The sequence below is a fragment of the Thiohalocapsa sp. genome (genome assembly GCF_022340605.1).
GTDB lineage: Bacteria > Pseudomonadota > Gammaproteobacteria > Chromatiales > Chromatiaceae > Thiohalocapsa.
The window spans coordinates 40,649-58,507 of sequence record NZ_JAJDNQ010000078.1 but is presented as its reverse complement, the minus strand read 5'-3'; the positions used below and the strand labels follow the sequence as shown (position 1 = coordinate 58,507).

Here is a 17,859-nt window from a genome sequence, read left to right as displayed (position 1 = left end):
GCGGCTGCTGCCGCGGCGGGCGGGTCCGGCGGTCCGTAGGACTACGAACGCGGCCGAGTATACGTGTCCGGTTTCGGCTTGTGAAGTGCGCTAAAAGCCCGTTTCTCAGAGCTTTTCGCTTATGCTCGCGCGCCTTTGCGGCCGTCCGGCGCTGAATTGAGACAGGCCGGGTATTTTGCTAACGTCCCGGACTTGCCGGGTGATGTAACCTAGCGGCCGGCGCCGCCGCCAGCGATCGCGTCTATATTTTTGGGGGCCTGTCCCGGCGCCCCGTCTCCGCGTCCCAGGGCTCAGTTCGGGTCGGAACAGGAACCATGACCAAGCTCATCTTCGTCACCGGCGGCGTTGTGTCGTCGCTCGGTAAGGGTATTGCCTCCGCGTCCCTCGGCGCGCTGCTCGAGGCCCGTGGCCTGAAGGTCACGATGATCAAGCTCGACCCATACATCAACGTGGACCCGGGCACCATGAGCCCGTTCCAGCACGGCGAGGTCTATGTCACCGACGACGGTGCCGAGACCGACCTCGACCTCGGCCACTACGAGCGCTTCCTGCGCACGCGCATGGGCCGCAACAACAACTACACCACCGGCCAGATCTACGAGAGCGTGATCCGCAAGGAGCGCCGCGGCGACTACCTGGGCCGCACGGTGCAGGTGATCCCGCACATCACCGACCAGATCAAGGCCAGCATCCGCCTGGGCGCGGACGAGGCCGATATCGCGCTGGTGGAGATCGGCGGCACCGTTGGCGACATCGAGTCGCTGCCGTTCCTGGAGGCCATTCGCCAGATGCGTGTCGAGCTGGGGCCGCGCGGCGCCATGTTCATTCATCTCACGCTGGTGCCCTACATCCGCACCGCCGGCGAGATCAAGACCAAGCCCACCCAGCACTCGGTGAAGGAACTGCGCTCCATCGGCATCCAGCCGGACGTGCTGCTGTGCCGCGCCGAGCAGGACCTGCCGGAGGACGAGCGGCGCAAGATCGCGCTCTTTACCAACGTGCCGGAAAACGCGGTCATCTCCGCCGTGGATGCCGACAACATCTACCGCATCCCGATGCTCCTGCACGCCCAGGGGCTGGACGCGCTGGTGGTGGACCAGTTCGGCCTCGACGTCCCGGCGGCGGACCTGTCCGAGTGGGAGCGGGTGCTGGAGGGCTTCGAGCACCCCCGCGAGACGGTCACCATCGGCATGGTGGGTAAGTACATGGACCTCACGGAAGCGTACAAGTCGCTGTCCGAGGCCCTGGCCCACGCGGGCGTGCACACGGGCACCCGGGTCAAGATCGAATACCTGGACTCCGAGGAGATCGAGCGCAGCGGCACCGACTGCCTGAGCGACGTCGACGCCATCCTGGTCCCCGGCGGCTTCGGCGAGCGCGGTATCGAGGGCAAGATCGCCGCGGCGCGCTATGCCCGTGAGCGGCGCGTGCCGTATCTGGGCATCTGCCTCGGTATGCAGGTGGCCGTCATCGAGTACGGGCGCGACGTCGCCGGCCTCGCCGGTGCCCACAGCACCGAGTTCGACCGCGACACGCCGCACCCGGTGATCGCGTTGATCACCGAATGGCAGACCGAGGACGGCCAGCGCGAGGTCCGCTCCGCCGAGACCGACAAGGGCGGCAGCATGCGGCTCGGCGGGCAGAATTGTCGGCTGGAGCCCGGCAGCCTGGCGCGCCGGGTCTATGGCCGCCACCAGATCCGCGAGCGCCACCGGCACCGCTACGAATTCAACAACCGCTACCTGGACGCCATGAAGGACGCGGGGCTGCGTTTCTCCGGCTGGTCGCTGGACTCGAGGCTGGTGGAGATCATCGAGATCCCGGATCATCCATGGTTTGTCGGCTGCCAGTTCCACCCCGAGTTCACGTCTACGCCGCGGGACGGCCACCCGTTGTTCCGCGGATTCATTGAGGCCGCGCTGGCGCAGCGGCAGCGGCAGCGGCGGGCGGCGGACAAGGTCGCCTGAGCGGCATGCCATGCCGCCCGGCCCCCGGTTGTCTGATCCGCGCCGCCCGACCCATGTGGTCCGGGCCATGCCGTCCGGCTGGCTCCGCCGCCTTGCGCCGGTCATTGACGCGCCTCTGTTGCCGAACATGCACATCCCCCTGCCCATCGCTCTGTAGTACCTGCGACCCAAGCTGGAGAACCGAACCATGTCCGAGATCGTCGATGTCCGTGCCCGCGAGATTCTTGACTCCCGTGGCAATCCCACCGTCGAGGTGGATGTCATCACCGCCGACGGCGCCATCGGCCGCGCCGCGGTGCCGTCCGGTGCCTCCACCGGCTCGCGCGAGGCGCTGGAGCTGCGCGACGGCGATAAGGCCCGCTACGGCGGCAAGGGCGTGCTGAAAGCCCGCGACAACGTCAATGGCGAGCTGCGCGACGCCGTCAAGGGCATGGAGGTGAGCGCCCAGGAGGCCATCGACCGCAAGATGATCGACCTGGACGGCACCGACAACAAAGGCCGGCTCGGTGCCAACGCCATCCTCGGCGTGTCCATGGCCGCGGCGCACGCGGCGGCGCAGGAGAAGTCCCTGCCGCTGTACCAGTATCTCGGTGACGACGCGCACGTGTTGCCGGTGCCGATGATGAACATCATCAACGGCGGCGAGCACGCGGACAACAGCGTCGACTTCCAGGAGTTCATGATCCTGCCGGTAGGCGCGCCCAGCCTGCGCGAGGCGGTGCGCTACGGGGCCGAGGTCTTCCATGCGCTGAAGTCCGTCCTGCACGGCCGCGGCCTCGCCACCGCCGTCGGCGACGAGGGCGGCTTCGCGCCGGACCTGTCCTCCAACGAGGCCGCCATCGAGGTGATCCTGGAGGCCATCGACAAGGCCGGCTACAAGGCTGGGCAGGACGTCGCCCTCGGCATGGATGTGGCCGCGTCCGAGTTCTATGTCGACGGCGTCTACGACCTCAAGGGCGAGGGCCGCAAGCTGGATTCCGCTGGCATGACCGACCTGCTGCTGGACTGGGTGCGCCAGTACCCGATCATCAGCATCGAGGACGGCCTCGCCGAGGGCGACTGGGACGGCTGGAAGGCGCAGACCCAGCGCCTCGGCGACAAGGTGCAGCTGGTGGGCGACGACATCTTCGTCACCAACACTAGAATCTTCCAGGAAGGCATCGACAAGGGCATCGCCAACTCGATCCTGATCAAGGTGAATCAGATCGGCACTCTCACCGAGACCTTCGAGGCCATTAAGATGGCCAAGGACGCCGGCTACACGGCGGTGGTCTCGCACCGCTCCGGCGAGACCGAGGACACCACCATCGCCGACCTCGTGGTCGCTGCCGGCACCGGCCAGATCAAGACCGGCTCCATGTCGCGCTCCGACCGGGTGGCCAAGTACAACCAGCTCATGCGCATCGAGGACCAGCTCGGCGATGCCGCCGTCTATCCCGGTCGCTCCGCGTTCAAGTACCTCTGAGTAACGACCCCCATAGGGGAATTTGTCAATGCAGCAGGGGGCAAAGCCGTGACACGCTGGGTTATCCTCGGCCTCCTGCTGCTGTTGGGTCTGCTCCAGTACCGGCTCTGGGTGGGCGGGGGCAGCCTCGAGGAGCTGCAAGCCCTGCGCGCCCAGATCGACGACTACCACGCCGAGCTGGACCGGCTGGAGGCGCGCAACCTCGCGCTGACGGCGGAGGTGGAGGACCTGCGCACTGGACTGGAGGCCATCGAGGACCGCGCCCGCAGCGAGCTCGGCATGATCCAACGTGGAGAGGTTTTCCTGCAGGTGATCGAGAAGGACAGGCCGGAGGCGGGCAAGTGACCGGTATCGGACTGGGCCTCCGGTGAGCGCCCATGCACGCCACTGGGTGCTGATCCCCGCCGCGGGCGTCGGCCGGCGCTTCGGCGCAGAGGTGCCCAAGCAATACCTGGACCTTGCCGGGCGGCCCGTCATCGACCACGCCATCGGCGCCTTCGTGGACCACCCCAGCATCGCCGGCTGCGTCGTCGTGCTGGGCAGCGAGGACGGCTGGTGGGCCGATACCAGTGGCTATGCCGGGCACCCGCGGGTGCATCGCGCGCCGGGCGGTGCCGAGCGCTGCCACTCGGTACGCAATGGGCTGGACGTGCTCGCACGGCACGCCGCCGACGACGACTGGGTGCTGGTGCACGATGCCGCGCGCCCCTGTCTGCGGCGCGCCGATCTCGACGCCCTGCTGGCGACGCTGGCGGACGAGCCCGTTGGCGCGCTGCTGGCCGTGCCCATCGCCGACACCGTCAAGCGTGCCGACGCCGATCGCGTGGCCGCCACGGTGCCGCGCAGTGACCTCTGGCGTGCCTACACGCCGCAGGCGTTCCGGCTCGGTCTGCTGCGCCGCGCCCTGGACCATGCCGAGGCGCAGGACCTGATCGTCACCGACGACGCCAGCGCTGTCGAGCTCCTCGGCATGCGCCCGCGGCTCATCGACGGACATACCGACAATATCAAGATCACCCGGCCCGAGGATCTGCCGCTTGCGGTCTTCTTCCTCGGGCAACAGCAGGCAGCCGACGGGTGCCGACGGGTGAAGGAGTAGTACTAGCCATGCTGATTGGACAAGGCATCGACGCACATCGGTTCGAGACCGGCCGCAGGCTGGTGCTGGGTGGCGTCGAGATCCCTTACGACCAGGGGCTCGCCGCCCACTCGGACGGCGACGTCGTCATTCATGCCCTCTGCGATGCGTTGCTGGGCGCTGCCGGACTGGGCGACATCGGCCACCACTTTCCCGACAACGATGCCGCTTACGCCGGCATCGACAGCCGCATCCTGCTGCGGCGGGTGATGGACGCGCTCGCCGAGCGCGGGCTCAGCGTGCACAACGCGGACCTCACCATCGCCGCCCAAGCGCCGAAGCTCGCGCCGCACATCGCCGCCATGCGCGAGACGCTGGCGTCCGATCTGCGGTGTCCGTCCGCGCGCGTCAACGTCAAGGCCACGACGACGGAGCGCATGGGTTTCACCGGCCGGGGTGAGGGGATTGCCGCTTTCGCGGTCGTCCTGCTCGACGCATCGTGATCAGGCTACACCCCCGCCTCCTGCAGGACGCCGACCGGTCAATGCCAGCACCCACGCCCGCAACAGCAACGGCGAGCGCGCCGCGGCAGTCCGACGAGATGTCCGTCCCCGTGCCCTGGTGGCGGCCGTTCGACACCTTGCCATACGCCCACAGCGAGCCGCTGATCCGCTGTCGGCTGCGCAGCCAGCCCGAGGACTTCGTGGTCGATGAGATCCTCGCCTTCGGCCCCGACGGCGACGGCGAGCACCGCATGCTGCGGGTGCGCAAGACCAACTGCAACACCGACTGGGCGGCGCGGCGCCTCGCGGCGCTGGCCGGCGTGCCCCACAAAATGGTCGGTTACGCCGGGCTCAAGGACCGCCGTGCCGTGACCACCCAGTGGTTTTCGGTGCACCTGGGCGCGAGGCCGGAGCCGGACTGGTCGCTGCTGGCCACCGACGGCATCGAGGTGCTGGAGTCTCATGCGCACAAGCGCAAGCTGCGCCGCGGCGTGCTCGCCGGCAACCGCTTCGACCTGCTGCTGCGCGACGTCGAGGGCGATGTCGATGCGCTCGCGGCACGTGTCGTTGCCATCGCCAGTCTCGGCGTGCCCAACTACTACGGCCCCCAGCGCTTCGGCCGCGAGCAGAACAACCTGCACCGTGCCGCGGCCATGTTCCGCGGTGCCCCCGCCGCCGACGACCGCGGCCGCCGCGCCGACCGCCACCTGCGTGGGCTCTATCTCTCCGCGGCGCGCTCCCAGCTCTTCAATGAGGTGCTGGCGGCCCGCGTGGAGCGCGGCGACTGGCACAGCGCCCTGCCCGGAGAGCGGCTGCAACTGCGCGGCAGCCATTCTCACTTTCTGGCCGAGACCATCGACGAGCGCATCCGCGAGCGCGTCGCCAGCGGCGACACCCAGCCCACCGGCCCACTCTTCGGCGCCGGCGAGCCGCTCACCGCCGGCGAGGTCGCGCGCCTCGAAGCACAGATCGCCGCGCCCTTCGCGCAGTGGCAGCAGGGCCTCGCGGCTGCCGGGCTCAAGCAGGAGCGCCGGCCGCTGGCGCTCTATCCGGAAGACCTGCGGTTGTCCCGAGCCGCGGAAGACCAGGTACGGCTTCAGTTCTCGCTCCCCGTGGGTAGCTATGCCACGGCGCTGCTGCGCGAGCTGGCGGCGGTATGGATGGACGGATGAGCTCGCTGCATCGCTACCACGGTCCCGCGCGCGACAGTTGCGCCCGCGCGGGCGCCGGCTGATCCCGGCTGCGGCAGGCCGCTCTTCCATCCTCGTAAATCCTCGGGGTCACATCTTCGGGGTCAGGTCTTGCAATCCAGCATTCCCGCGGCAGCGGGCCCTCTAGGATGCGGGATTGTTACTCGGACAGCATGTCGCTAGCCGTGAGCCGGTTTCGGCCAGAAGAACTCGCGAGGGGACCTCGAATTTTTCGAGGTGCCCTCGACGCGCGCCACCACGTCCCGCCGGGTACCGCTCCGGGCTTCTCGTAGGCAGCGATGGCGCCATTGTTGTCAGATCCGGCCTCGGCGCTGTTGCGGATGTTGGCGCTTTGACCAAGAATCCTTGGGATGCGCCCGGCTTATCGGTGGGCGGCCGCAAGCGCTGACCTGGCAGGCCGTTTCTTTCCAGCCACTCGCCGCCTAACTACGGTGGAGCGTGCCCCAGACCGCGCGGACGGCTTACCACCGCACAACCGCAGTCCCTCGCGTTCGCGATACGAAACCTGATGAATCGCACGCCGCACCAGCAAGGAGCTGGCATCAGCACACCCGAGGGACGGCACGGGCCCGAAATGATCGTGGGGCTGGGCGCCTCGTCCGGGGGGCTCGAGCCGCTGGAGCAGGTGTTGGCACATCTGCCCCCCGACGCCGGCCTGACCGTCGTCGTGGTGCAGCACCTGGAGCCCCGTCAGCCGAGTATCCTGACGGATCTGCTGGGCCGCCACACCGCCATGCCGGTGCTCGAGGCGGCCGACGGCATGCGGCCCGAGCCTGATCACGCCTATGTCATCGCACCCGGCACGTTGCTGGCGCTGGCAGATGGCGCCTTCCGGGTGACGGCGTTAACCGTGGGGGTTGCCGGCGGTGCCATCGACCATTGCTTTCGCTCCCTCGCCGCGGCGGCGGCGGAGCGGGCGGTCGCGCTGCTCTTCTCCGGCGCCGGCCACGATGGCACTGCGGGGCTGCGTGCGATCAAGGAGCGCGGGGGGCTGACGCTCGTACAGGCCCCCGAGACCGCCCGGTACGCGTCCATGCCCCGGAGCGCGATCGAGGCGGGCCTCGCGGACCATGTCCTGCCGCCGGATGAGCTGGCCGCGAAGCTGCTGGAGCACGCCGGCTATCTCGCCAGCGCGCACAACGCGGCGAGCGCGACCCTAGAGGCGCAGCTCGCCGACCACCTGGAGCGGATCTGCGATCTCATCCAGCAGCAGACCGGCCACGATTTCTCGGCCTACAAGGAGGGCACAATGCTGCGGCGCATCCGCCGGCGCATGCAGGTGATGCATATGCCCGCGGTCGGTCGGTATCTGGCGCTGCTCGGGCGGGACAAGGCGGAGGCCGAAGCCCTCGTCAAGGACCTCCTCGTCGGCGTGACCCAGTTTTTCCGCGATCCGGATGCCTTCCAGACCTTGGCGCAGCGGGTCATTCCGCGGCTGATCCAGGGGCGTCCGGCGGATGCGCCGCTGCGCATCTGGGTGGCCGGCTGCGCTTCGGGAGAGGAGGCGTATTCGATCGCCATCCTCGTGCGGGAGCACTTGGAACGGTTGCGCTCCGCGCGCTTCGTCCAGATCTTCGCCACCGACCTGGACACGGAGATGCTGGCCGAAGCCCGCGCCGGGCGCTACTCCCCGGCCATCGCCGAGCAGCTGAGTGCCGAGCGCCTGTCGCGCTGGTTCGTCTGCGAGGGCCAGCACTACCAGGCGGCCAAGGAGCTGCGGGAGCTGTGCATCTTCTCCGAGCACAGCCTCATCCGCGATCCGCCGTTCTCGCAGTTGGATCTGATTCTCTGCCGCAACGTGCTGATCTATTTCTCCGGCGCGTTGCAGCGGAAGCTGGTGCCGCTGTTGCACTACGCACTGCGCCCCGGGGGCTTCCTGTTCCTCGGGCCCTCCGAGGGTCTCGCCGGCGGCTCCGAGCTGTTCGAGACCATCGACAAGCCGAGCCGGATCTTCCGCCGCAAGGAGACCGTCATCCGTCCTGCCGTGGACTTCCCGATGGCCGCCCGCAGCCAGGCCTCGCTGGTACCGGCCGCGCCGAGCCGGGAGCAGTCCCCGCTGGCGCTGCAGCAGCGTCTCGGCACCGCCTTCGAGCGCATCGTGCTCGACGAGTACTCGACCCCCTGCGCGGTGGTCAATGATCGTGGCGACCTGATCCTGGTGGCCGGACGGCTGGATCGGTACTTCCGGCTCCCCTCCGGTGCCGTCACCACGAACCTCGTCGATCTGCTCCCGGCGGCCTTGCGCGTGGAGCTCCGGCGGGCGCTGAAGATGGCGGCGACGGTGCGGCGGCGGGTGATTCGTGACGACATCCCCGTCGAGCTCGACGACGGCATGCATCGCCTGCGGCTGACGCTGCGGCCCTTGCCTGGCCTGGAGGCCGATGCCGGGCTGCTGTTCGTGGCGCTGCAGGACCACGCGCCGCTGGATACGCCCGAGGCGCCCGACGCCGCCGCCGGGCTGTGCGACGAGCCGGCCCTCGATCGGCTGGAGAGCGAGCTGCGCGCCACCCGCGCTGAGCTCAAGACCACCGTCGAGGATCTCGAATCGGCCAACGAGGAACTCAAGTCGGCCAATGAGGAGCTGATCTCCACCAACGAGGAGCTCCAGTCAGCGAACGAGGAGCTGCAGACCTCCCAGGAAGAGCTGCAGTCGTTGAACGAGGAGCTGGAGACGATCAACGCCGAGCTGCGCCAGAACGTCGAGGAGCTGGGCGGCGCCAACAGCGACCTGCAGAGCCTGTTCGCGAGCACGGAGATCGCCACGCTGTTCCTCGATCGCCGTCTGCGCATCGCGAAATTCACTCCCGCGGCCACCCGTCTGTTCCATCTCGTCGACAGCGATGTGGGCCGGTCGATCGGCGACTTCGCCCCGCGCTTCGAGGACTCGGCGCTCGTCGACACCGTGCAGGCGGTGCTGCGCACCCTGACGCCCGCCGAGCGCCAGCTGCAGAGCGCGGACGGCGGCGCCTGGTTCATCCTGCGGACCATTCCGTACCGGACCGTTCACAACGCCATCGCGGGCGTGGTCGTCACCTTCGTCGACATCTCGGAGCTCAAGCGCGCCGAGGCGGCGCTGCGCGAGAGCGAGCTGCGCTATCGCACACTCGTCGCCGCGAGCAGCGCGGTGACCTGGTCCTGCCCGCCGTCGGGCATGCACGTGGCCCCGCAGCCCGAATGGATGGTGTTCACCGGCCAGAGCGCCGAGGAGATGCTGGGCAGCGGCTGGACGCGGGCGGTGCATCCCGACGACCTCGCGGCGGCGGCCGAGCGCTGGACAGAGGCCGTCGGGCGCGGCGAGCCGTTCTCGAACGAGCACCGCATCCGCCGGCGCGATGGCGCATGGCGCTGGATGAGCGTTCATGCGGCGCCGATCCGCGATGAGGCCGGTGAGGTCGTCGAGTGGATCGGAATGAACCTGGACGTCACCGAGCGCCGGCAGGCCGAGCGGGCCCTGCGGCAGGCCTTGGACAAGGCAGAGGCGGGCGACCGGATGTTGGCGGCGCTGATGGAGCATGTGCCCGAGGGCATCACCATCTGCGATGCCGGCGGCGAGCTGCGGTTGATCAGCCGGCGCGGACAAGAGCTCCTGGGCGGCCCCCACGCCGGCAAGTCGATCCAGGAGGTCGCCTGCGACTGGCAGGTCTTTATGCCGGACGGCGAAACCCCAATGCCGCCAGCAGAGCTTCCTTTGGTGCGCGCGCTCCAGGGCCAAACCGTGCTCGACGCGGAACTGGTGCAGGTCAGTGCCCGTGGCGAGAAGCTTTCGCTGCTGTGCAATGCGGCCCCCATCCGAGATGGCGCTGGCAACATCGTCGGCGGCGTCGTGGCCTGGCGCGATGTGAGCGAAAAGAAGGCCGCCGAGGAGGCGCTGCTGCGCTCCCGCGAGGGCCTGAGCCGGCTCGCCGATGCCTCGCTCTCGGTCATGGCGAAGACCGATCTCGACGATATGCTGCAAGCCGTCGCGGAGGCGGCACTGCCGCTTACCGGGGCGCGGCTCGCGACCTGCGGGCACGGGCTGGTCAGCGGCACGGCGATCGTCGGCGGTGTCGCGCACGCGCCGCACGCGCCGCATGCGTCGGCCCGCCCGCCCGAGGAGATGTTCCAGGTCGACAAGGGCGGCGTGCACATGGACCTGGCCGACGGCACCGACGCCATACGGCTCACCGACGCGCAACTGCGCGCGCACCCCAGGTGGTGGGGGTTGCCGGATGGCCACGTGGGGGTGCGCGGGCTGCTCGGCGTGCCTATCCGCGCGCGCGGTGGCGGCACGAACGGGATGATCCTGGTCACCGACAAGGCGAACGGGGACTTCACGGCGGAGGACGAGGCCCTGCTGCGGCAACTCGCCACCGTGGCCTCGCTGGCCCTCCAGCATGTCGCGGCACGCGTCTCGCTGGAGGAATCCCACCGGCGCAAGAACCACTTCCTGGCCATGCTCGGGCACGAGCTGCGCAATCCGCTCGCCCCCATTCGCAACAGCCTCCATGTGATCGACCACGCGGCACCGGGCGACGCGACAGCACTGAAGGCGAAGGCGGTCATCGAGCGCCAGGTCACCCACCTGACGCGGCTGGTGGACGACCTCCTCGATGTCACCCGCATCGCGCGCGGCAAGATCCAGCTCCAGCGCGAGCGGCTGGACCTCTGCGACCTCATCCGGCGCGCCGTCGAGGACTATCGCGAGCCCATCGCCCAGAGCCGGCTCGGCCTCGAGGTGGCGCTCCCGGAACAGCCGCTGTGGATCAACGCCGACCGTATCCGCATTGCGCAGGTGATCGACAACCTGCTCAACAACGCCGAGAAGTTCACGCCGGGCGGGGGGCGGGTCGTCGTCTCGGCGGTGCACGACACGGCGCTCGGGCAGGCCATCCTGACGGTCCGCGACACCGGGATCGGCATTGCGCCCGACATGCTGCCGCGTGTCTTCGAGCCTTTCGCACAGGCCGACACGACACTCGCGCGCACCCGGGGAGGGCTCGGCCTCGGGCTGGCCATGGTCAAGGGGCTCGTCGAGATGCACGGGGGCACCGCGAGCGCGGCGAGCGCCGGCGAGGGCCGGGGCGCCGAGCTCACCGTGCGTCTGCCGATGGTGCCGCCGCCGCGCCCGGCAAGACTGTCCCAGGCGCGGTCCCGGCCCCGCGGTGACGGGCGGCGCGTCCTGATCATCGAAGACAACACCGATGCGGCCGAAAGCCTGCGGATGCTCCTCGGGCTCACCGGCCACATCGTCGCGGTCGCGCTGTCCGGGCCGGAGGGCGTCGAGCAGGTGCGGGCCTTCGTGCCCGACGTGGTCCTGTGCGATATCGGATTGCCCGGGATGGATGGCTACGAGGTCGCGCGGACGCTGCGCAAGGAGCCCGGACCGCGGGTGCCCAAGCTTGTCGCCCTGTCCGGATACGCCGCGCCCGACGATGTGGCCAGGGCGCTGGCGGCCGGGTTTGACGCCCACCTGGCCAAGCCGCCGAGCCTGCAAGACCTGCAGGCAATTCTGGCGGAGGCCGGGCCACGCGGCGCTGCAACCTAGTGCACCAGTGCACAAGTCCCGAGACCGTCTCAGGTCCTTGTCGTTGTCGTTGTCGAGTATCCGACCACGACCACGACAACGACAACGAGCAGAGACTTCGACCAGGTTCCTCGACGCGGGCCCCCACCCGGGCTGGCGCCCTGCAAAATTGGCTGAAACGGGGCACTCGTGCGCCGGCGCGGAAAGGGTGAGACCACTCGCCGTGTCGGCATCAGCGCCTATCGTGTCGCCCTCCAGGGCGAACTCCCCGGAGCCGTCGGCCCCGAATGTCGGCCGGCATGTCGCCCTCCAGGGCGACACGGGCAAGGATCGGTCCAAGGCCGGTCTCGGAGCGATCGTCCTGGTCCGCGTATTCACCCCAGGCGTTGTTGAACGCCTTACGGTCGATTTCCTGCGCCCCGCCCGGCAGATTGTCGCGCGTCGAGTCGGTCAACTCCCTTGTCTTGTCGTAGGGCATGACGTCGTCTCCATAGCGGCAGCGCGACGAGTCAGGGTGTCGGGTCAATTGCGGTGATCCGGTAGACCTGATCGGCACCGAGCGCGATGTGGAAACGCACCTTGTCGCCCGGCTGCATGCCGTTCAGGTCAACATCCTTGGTCACCGGCAGGTCCATGGTCATCCCGGGCCAGCTCAATGCCGGGATGGGGCCATGGGTGATATTGACGATACGTTTGTCCGTATCAACGCTGTTGATGACGCCCTGGCCTGTAGCACCGGCGCCGGTTTCGCCGTGCATCATGTCGGCCTCGCTGATGGCACCATGTTCTATCGTCTTGCCAGAGTCCGGGAATTGATCTGCGGCGCTCGCGGGCGCCGTCGCAAGCGCCGCGAAGAGGGCGGTGAACGGAATGACCTTATTCATCTGGAATCTCCGGTCTGGCGTTGCAGGCATAGGTCGATGGACCAGCGGGGTTTGTGCTGTCGGTTGTTCGGCGATGAGTCCTGCATGGCCGACTGAAAAGGTCGGATATTCTGCCCCGTCCCGGTAACGCCGATCAACGCGTGGTGCGCTATTACGGTCTCGTCGAGCGCGTCCAGCAGACCGGGTCGGCTGATTGCGTGTTGCGCCTGCGAGATCTAATGCCCTGCGCTATAGTTCTGCACCGCCTGGCGCACGTCGTCCGGCGAGATGTCGTAGCGCTTGCGGATGCGCCCGATGCGCTCGTCCGGATCGATGTCGTGCGGTAGTCCAAGCCGCGCGATCAGGGCATCCACGGGAACCCCCGTGGCCTGCTGCACCTGTCGCAGAGTCATCGAGCCGCGAATGGATTCGATGCCCGGGGCGGTCGACGCGGGCGGTGCTGCCGGCCCGGCCGGCGCCGGCGAGGCGTCCCGCGCTATCGTCGGTGGCAGACCGGCCGCCTGCCGCGGGGTACCGGCCTGCTCCACGGGAGCCAGCAGCGGCGCGGCCGCGAGCCCAACGAGGCCGACGAGCCCGACCACGCCCAGGGCGAGCCTCGCGCCGGATGCGTTTGAGCGCTTGCCTTGCACGGCGTACAGGATCCACTTCCAGTGCAGGGCAACGTGGAGCGCAAGGACGCCCAGCAGCACCACCGCGACCCAGAAGTGGATGTCGCCCCAGCCGTGCCGGTTGAGGCCCCAGAGGGTGGCGTAACGGCCGGACCCGGGCGGCAGCACATACCGGCTCAGGACGCCCGTCGTGGTGAGAAAGGCAAACGCGGTGAAGGCGACGGCGTCTACCAGGAAGTTGAGTCGTTGGCGGTTCATTCCCTCCTCCTGCCGGGCTGATACTGTGGACCCTTCGCCGCTGCCGTCGTTCCGCTGGTTCTCCTCATGCCGCAGAGGGGGCTCGCGCGCACCGCCCCGCGAGCGGACCGGCCACCGGTGCGGCATTGGTCATGGTAATCGGCCGCAGAGCCCGGTGCAGAGCCTGGCGGGCGGTCCTGCCCGCCGGAAGCGCTGCTCAATCGCCACTTCCCGACACGAGATAGGAACCGGCCATCCGCCGAGTGCGGACCGCCCAGACGCCAGGCTTGCAGGGCGTTCAGGCCGCGCAGCGCCTATCGCTGCATGAGCCCCTCCAGCAGGGTCTCGATCTTGGCCATTCTCGCGTCCATCAGGTCAAGACGATTCATCAGCGCGTTGTAGGTCTTCTGCCCGCCGCACGTCCCATGGTGGTGGTGATGGTGCATCATGCCCATGCAGCCGCTCCTACCCGCGCCCGGACCACCCATGCCGTAGCCAGGCCCCATGCCCGCGCCGCCGCCCATCATGTAGGGGCAACCAGCCATGCCCGGGCCACCCATCATCATGCCCGGTCCCATGTAGCCCGGTTGGGTGCTTTCCTCGGCCTCCTGGCCGCCCTCGTTACTCTGGCCGCTCTGGCTGCCCTCGCTGCTTTTCATGCCGGCCCCTGTTGCCGCTGAGCTCCCCGTCGTCATCCCGGCACCGGCACCGGCAGCGGAGGTTTCCGAGGTGCCCGCGGCGGGCTTTATGGCCGTTGCGCTTTCGGTGTTCGTTGCGGTCCCTGACTGCGATTGGCCGGTTTCGGCGGCCATGGCGAACGGGCTTGCCAGCAGCAAGGCCGACAGGGCAAGAGGTGCCAAGTGTGTTCTACGCATCGGATGGTTGCTCCAGTTGTGGGTTGGTTCTTGCAGTGGGTTGGTTCTTGGAAACCGCTCGACGGTCGAAAGTCACCACCGACCGCCGGAAGAACGCGGGCGCGGCTCGCTCGCCCGTTAGGCGAGCGGCTGGTTGCACGCACCGAGCATCCGGACGGCGACTCCCTGGAAGCACACCCCGCGCCAGTTCGGTCCTGTCCGCGCTGGTCAGCGGCTGTCTCGGGCGCGGGCGTAGACCTCCGTCAGCCAGACCGGGGTGAGCGCGGCGTCAACCCGGTGAAAGCCGTGCTCCCGGATGCGCGCGGCGATGCGCTCGGGATCGTGCAGGTAGGGCTGGTAGCAGCAGCCCGCCCGGTGCAGGCCCCAGCGCATTGCCCGCAGCACCAGCCGGGTCAGGCCGCGGTCGCGCGGGTAGGTGAGCGCGTAGAGGCGGCGCGCCTTGCCCAGCGAGCGGTCTAGCATGCGCTCCCAGTCGGGGTAGCAGCAGACCACCTTGTCCAGGACGACCGCGTCGGCGTCCGGCAGTTCTTCCGCCATCGCTGTGAAGTCGCCCTGGCGGTATTCGGTCCGATTGGACATCCCGCTCGCCGCGGCCTCCGCCCGGGCGATGGCGAGCATGCCCGCCGACAGGTCGACCCCCGTCGCCTGGCTGGCGCCCGCCCGCAGCAGGGCGCGCTGGAGCTCCCCGGCGCCGCAGCCGACTTCCAGCAGCGAGGCATCGACGATGCCTGCCCGCCGCAGCCCCGCGACGAGCTGGCGCTGGGTGCGCTCCAGGCCCAGCAGTCGATGGCGCCAGCGGTGCATGCCCGCGAAGCGGGAGAAGATTCGGCCGGTGTCGGCGTTGGACATGGCACAGCAAGTCATCTCGACCTCCGGTTCAGTCTGGCCGCCGCCAATGCAGATAGAGCGTCGGCAGCAGGTTGGTGGACAGGATGGAGCTCCACAGGACGCCGCCCGCGATGACCAGGGCGAGCCCTTGCTCGGGCGCGGCACCGATCCCCCAGCCCAATGCAGTGGGCAGCATGCCGAGCACCGCGGTGAGCGTGGTCAGCACGATGGGGCGGAAGCGAATGCGCATCGGCAAGCATGCCCAACGGGGTCCAGCCCTGCCCGGTCTTGATCAGGATGCCTCCGAGCGCCTCGGTGGAGAGCCGCTCGGCGTGGGTGAGGCGCAGGAAGAGCGCCAATCGATAGTCCCCATCCGGCATCTGGGCGATGACGTCCCCACGCAGGGTGGGCCGCAGCTGCCGGCTCAGCGCCGCGGGAGTGATCGCGAAGGCGCGCATCGCCTCCGGTTTTGGGCTGATCCGCAGTTGCGTCACCGGATAGGCGTCGTTGTTGAATAGGTCGGTTAGGGCCGGGACGGTGCGCAGTCGCGCCACGGCCTGCGCGGAGAGCTTGCGCAGCATGTCCAGGTCGATCATCGTGGCGCGCGTCTGATCGAGTGAGGTCCCCGGGGGCAGGGTGAAGCTGTCGAGCAGCACACCCTCGTTGGGGAGCGGAAGAAAGTGGGTCGGCGCGAGCGCCAGTGCGCCCGCGCTCGCCGCCAGCAGCAGCGCGCTGATGGCCAGACTGACGCGCGGATGTGCGATGGTGATATCGAGCAGTCGGCTGTTCAGTCGGCCGAGCGTCGCGAGCAGCCTGCCACCGCGCGTCTGCGCCGGCTGGCGCGACGATCTGAGCCTCGCGGCAAGCAGCGGAATCGGTGTCAGCGAGACCACGAGCGAGCCAATCAGCGCCAGGCTCATGGCCAGGGCGAAAGGGACGAAGAAGAGGCCGGCGAGCCCGGTCACGGCGACCAACGGCAGATAGGTCGAGACCGTTGTCAGGGTGCCGCTGTTGTCGGGCGCGGCAATGTCTTTGAGGCCCAGCCAAACCCCGTCGCTGCCGAGCTGTCCTTGTTCCCAGCGGTGAAAGATCGCCTCCAGGACGATGATGCCGTCGTCGGCGAGCAGGCCCACCGCGACGGTGAGGGCGCCGAGGGTCAGCAGGTTTAGCGTTTGCCCGAGCGCGTGCAGGCTCGCGAGATCGGACAGCCCCAGCAACTCGCCCTCCAGCGGCCTCAGGACCAGTGCCTCCATCTCGTTAGGCGAGGCGCCGGGCCAGTGCGCGACGATGCCGACCTGGGGATACGCGAAGCGCGGCAGCACCTCCATCGGCATGGCCCAGAGGGCGTAGGCCGACCACGCGATCATGCCCGCGTAGACCATTGTCCAGAGCGACGGGCGGGTGAGCAGCCGAAGTGCGGTCATCCTGTTTGGCCCTCGCGGGATGCATGCCACGGCGCCGCGGTCCGTGGGGCCGAATTTGCTCGCCGCGCCGAGCCCAGCTCAATCGGGCAGATCAATCGGGCGGCGTGTAGTGTTGTCCAAAGTCACGATGAAAGCGCAGGTAGGCGTCGCGAGACACCACCGCGTCTCCTGCCGCGAGCCCCTTCAGAATCAGCGTGTGGTCGCCCCTCGCCGGCCCCGGCTCGACCGCTCTTCGCACGAGGCCGCCGGGGGTTTCGGTGAGAACCCACCAGCGGCCCTGGTCCAGGATCAGCGCGGCAGCGCGGGCCATCATGCGTCGTCCGTACTGGCTGGCGTGTCCTGCGAGCAGGCGAGGGCGCAAAGGGCGCCGGGCAGGGCGCCGACTAGGCTGCAGGACAGGCTCGGAATCCTGATGTGCGTCCATCAAAAGGTGTACTGATAGCCCAGGTAGTAAGAAAAGGTGTTGGTTTCCGATGCGTTCTGGATGCCCTCACCCGCCGAGAACAGCAGGTGGTGCCGAGACGAGAAGTCGTAGACGCCGCCGAGATTGAAGCCCGTGCTGTCGACGCCGTCGACGGTGTCCGCGCTCTGGTGGAACAGCTCACCGCCGAGGGCGAGCTGGTCCGTGACCTGCCGCTGAAGCAGCCAGCCGACGAACCAGTAGTCCTTGTTGCCGCTGCCGGGATTGAACCAATAGCCGCCGCCGCCGTAGGTGGTCCAGCGGCCGAATACCTTCTGCAGCCAAAGCGGCACGTAGACCTGGGTCTTGCCCGCGCCGAGGCCCAAGTGCTCATCGCCAGTGGGCAGCTCGACGAGTGGGAAGAGGCCGGCCATCAGGCCCGTCCCGTCGGGACCGCCGTCGAGGAAGCGGTACTTGACCCCGATCTCGGTATCGCCATAGCCCCAGTTCGTGCGGCCGTCCTCGCGGCTGTACGCGATCGGCAGGATGGCGTGGATCATGGCCTGGGGGGCGAAGCCGTAGTTCGCCTCGATGGCCGGGCCAACGCCCGCGTTGGTTCCCTTCGCCTGACTCCCGGTCGCGAATAGGTACAGCTCACCGTGCCTGTAGTCCACCGGCACCGGGTCGTCGGTGCGGAAGGGGGGGCCGGCGAACGCCGCGGGCGGGACCAAAATCGCCGCCCCGAGCCCGAGCCCGAGCCCGAGCCCGAGCAGCAGCGCCGCCGCGGTGCGCGCGCGGGCTTTGCCACGCCTGATGTCTGAAGCCGCCATCGTGATCCTCCTCTTCGGCGCTTATTCCCACCGGCCACCGGAGGTT

15 protein-coding genes and 1 pseudogene are annotated in these 17,859 nt (G+C 68.8%); 7 read left to right on the top strand and 9 right to left on the bottom strand.

The annotated features are described in order from the left end of the window. The first annotated feature begins 314 nt into the window (after positions 1-314). From LJE69_RS10490 to LJE69_RS10460, 7 genes are all read left to right on the top strand, one after another. Entirely contained in the window at positions 315-1,967 is a 1,653-nt protein-coding gene (locus LJE69_RS10490; RefSeq protein WP_296924642.1) for a CTP synthase, read from the top strand. A 187-nt stretch (positions 1,968-2,154) separates the two neighbouring features. After that, positions 2,155-3,432 carry a phosphopyruvate hydratase gene (gene eno / locus LJE69_RS10485; protein ID WP_296924639.1) on the top strand — a complete coding sequence of 426 codons (1,278 nt, stop codon included), beginning with the start codon at positions 2,155-2,157 and terminating at the stop codon, positions 3,430-3,432. 48 nt (positions 3,433-3,480) lie between these two features. Beyond that, positions 3,481-3,777, top strand: coding sequence for a cell division protein FtsB (gene ftsB, locus LJE69_RS10480; RefSeq protein ID WP_296924637.1), 297 nt, complete (start codon positions 3,481-3,483; stop codon positions 3,775-3,777). A gap of 22 nt (positions 3,778-3,799) precedes the next feature. After that, positions 3,800-4,531: a 2-C-methyl-D-erythritol 4-phosphate cytidylyltransferase gene (gene ispD, locus LJE69_RS10475; protein ID WP_296924635.1), complete on the top strand. Its 732-nt coding sequence runs from the start codon at positions 3,800-3,802 to the stop codon at positions 4,529-4,531. Between the two features lie 8 nt (positions 4,532-4,539). Further along, positions 4,540-5,013, top strand: a complete 474-nt coding sequence (gene ispF, locus LJE69_RS10470) for a 2-C-methyl-D-erythritol 2,4-cyclodiphosphate synthase (RefSeq protein WP_296924633.1) — start codon at positions 4,540-4,542, stop codon at positions 5,011-5,013. A 98-nt stretch (positions 5,014-5,111) separates the two neighbouring features. Further along, entirely contained in the window at positions 5,112-6,185 is a 1,074-nt protein-coding gene (truD, locus tag LJE69_RS10465) for a tRNA pseudouridine(13) synthase TruD (protein WP_296924631.1), read from the top strand. A 613-nt stretch (positions 6,186-6,798) separates the two neighbouring features. After that, positions 6,799-11,748 (top strand): chemotaxis protein CheB, encoded by a 4,950-nt coding sequence (locus LJE69_RS10460; protein ID WP_296924630.1) that lies wholly within the window; start codon positions 6,799-6,801, stop codon positions 11,746-11,748. Positions 11,749-11,959: 211 nt separating this feature from the next. Here LJE69_RS10460 and LJE69_RS10455 read toward each other — a convergent pair whose 3' ends face one another. From LJE69_RS10455 to LJE69_RS10420, 9 genes and pseudogenes are all read right to left on the bottom strand, one after another. Continuing rightward, a complete protein-coding gene (locus tag LJE69_RS10455) occupies positions 11,960-12,205 on the bottom strand; it encodes a hypothetical protein (RefSeq protein ID WP_296924627.1) in 246 nt (81 codons plus the stop codon). Between the two features lie 31 nt (positions 12,206-12,236). Further along, positions 12,237-12,611, bottom strand: coding sequence for a copper-binding protein (locus LJE69_RS10450; RefSeq protein WP_296924625.1), 375 nt, complete (start codon positions 12,609-12,611; stop codon positions 12,237-12,239). 215 nt (positions 12,612-12,826) lie between these two features. After that, on the bottom strand, positions 12,827-13,477 hold the full coding sequence (locus LJE69_RS10445) for a DUF4405 domain-containing protein (protein ID WP_296924623.1): 651 nt from the start codon (positions 13,475-13,477) through the stop codon (positions 12,827-12,829). A 293-nt stretch (positions 13,478-13,770) separates the two neighbouring features. After that, positions 13,771-14,331 (bottom strand): hypothetical protein, encoded by a 561-nt coding sequence (locus tag LJE69_RS10440; RefSeq protein ID WP_296924621.1) that lies wholly within the window; start codon positions 14,329-14,331, stop codon positions 13,771-13,773. Positions 14,332-14,538: 207 nt separating this feature from the next. Further along, positions 14,539-15,195 (bottom strand): class I SAM-dependent methyltransferase, encoded by a 657-nt coding sequence (locus tag LJE69_RS10435; protein ID WP_296924618.1) that lies wholly within the window; start codon positions 15,193-15,195, stop codon positions 14,539-14,541. Between the two features lie 13 nt (positions 15,196-15,208). Then, complete coding sequence (locus LJE69_RS21005) at positions 15,209-15,355, bottom strand: hypothetical protein (protein ID WP_367114660.1); 147 nt, start codon at positions 15,353-15,355, stop codon at positions 15,209-15,211. A 406-nt stretch (positions 15,356-15,761) separates the two neighbouring features. Beyond that, a pseudogene (locus LJE69_RS21000) lies at positions 15,762-16,583 on the bottom strand (efflux RND transporter permease subunit); the annotation flags it as partial. Positions 16,584-16,674: 91 nt separating this feature from the next. After that, complete coding sequence (locus tag LJE69_RS10425) at positions 16,675-16,896, bottom strand: hypothetical protein (protein ID WP_296924616.1); 222 nt, start codon at positions 16,894-16,896, stop codon at positions 16,675-16,677. Between the two features lie 110 nt (positions 16,897-17,006). Next, entirely contained in the window at positions 17,007-17,813 is an 807-nt protein-coding gene (locus LJE69_RS10420; protein WP_296924614.1) for a hypothetical protein, read from the bottom strand. Positions 17,814-17,859 lie beyond the last annotated feature (46 nt).

Excerpts from the sequence above, each read along its gene's own strand:
- LJE69_RS10460 (WP_296924630.1), top strand. The coding sequence starts at position 6,799 with ATGATCGTGGGGCTGGGCGCCTCGTCCGGGGGGCTCGAGCCGCTGGAG.
- LJE69_RS10490 (WP_296924642.1), top strand. The coding sequence starts at position 315 with ATGACCAAGCTCATCTTCGTCACCGGCGGCGTTGTGTCGTCGCTCGGT.
- LJE69_RS21005 (WP_367114660.1), bottom strand. The coding sequence starts at position 15,355 with ATGCTGCCCACTGCATTGGGCTGGGGGATCGGTGCCGCGCCCGAGCAA.
- ispF (WP_296924633.1), top strand. The coding sequence starts at position 4,540 with ATGCTGATTGGACAAGGCATCGACGCACATCGGTTCGAGACCGGCCGC.
- LJE69_RS10435 (WP_296924618.1), bottom strand. The coding sequence starts at position 15,195 with ATGACTTGCTGTGCCATGTCCAACGCCGACACCGGCCGAATCTTCTCC.
- LJE69_RS10450 (WP_296924625.1), bottom strand. The coding sequence starts at position 12,611 with ATGAATAAGGTCATTCCGTTCACCGCCCTCTTCGCGGCGCTTGCGACG.
- LJE69_RS10455 (WP_296924627.1), bottom strand. The coding sequence starts at position 12,205 with ATGCCCTACGACAAGACAAGGGAGTTGACCGACTCGACGCGCGACAAT.
- LJE69_RS10445 (WP_296924623.1), bottom strand. The coding sequence starts at position 13,477 with ATGAACCGCCAACGACTCAACTTCCTGGTAGACGCCGTCGCCTTCACC.
- truD (WP_296924631.1), top strand. The coding sequence starts at position 5,112 with ATGTCCGTCCCCGTGCCCTGGTGGCGGCCGTTCGACACCTTGCCATAC.
- LJE69_RS10420 (WP_296924614.1), bottom strand. The coding sequence starts at position 17,813 with ATGGCGGCTTCAGACATCAGGCGTGGCAAAGCCCGCGCGCGCACCGCG.
- LJE69_RS10425 (WP_296924616.1), bottom strand. The coding sequence starts at position 16,896 with ATGATGGCCCGCGCTGCCGCGCTGATCCTGGACCAGGGCCGCTGGTGG.
- LJE69_RS10440 (WP_296924621.1), bottom strand. The coding sequence starts at position 14,331 with ATGCGTAGAACACACTTGGCACCTCTTGCCCTGTCGGCCTTGCTGCTG.
- eno (WP_296924639.1), top strand. The coding sequence starts at position 2,155 with ATGTCCGAGATCGTCGATGTCCGTGCCCGCGAGATTCTTGACTCCCGT.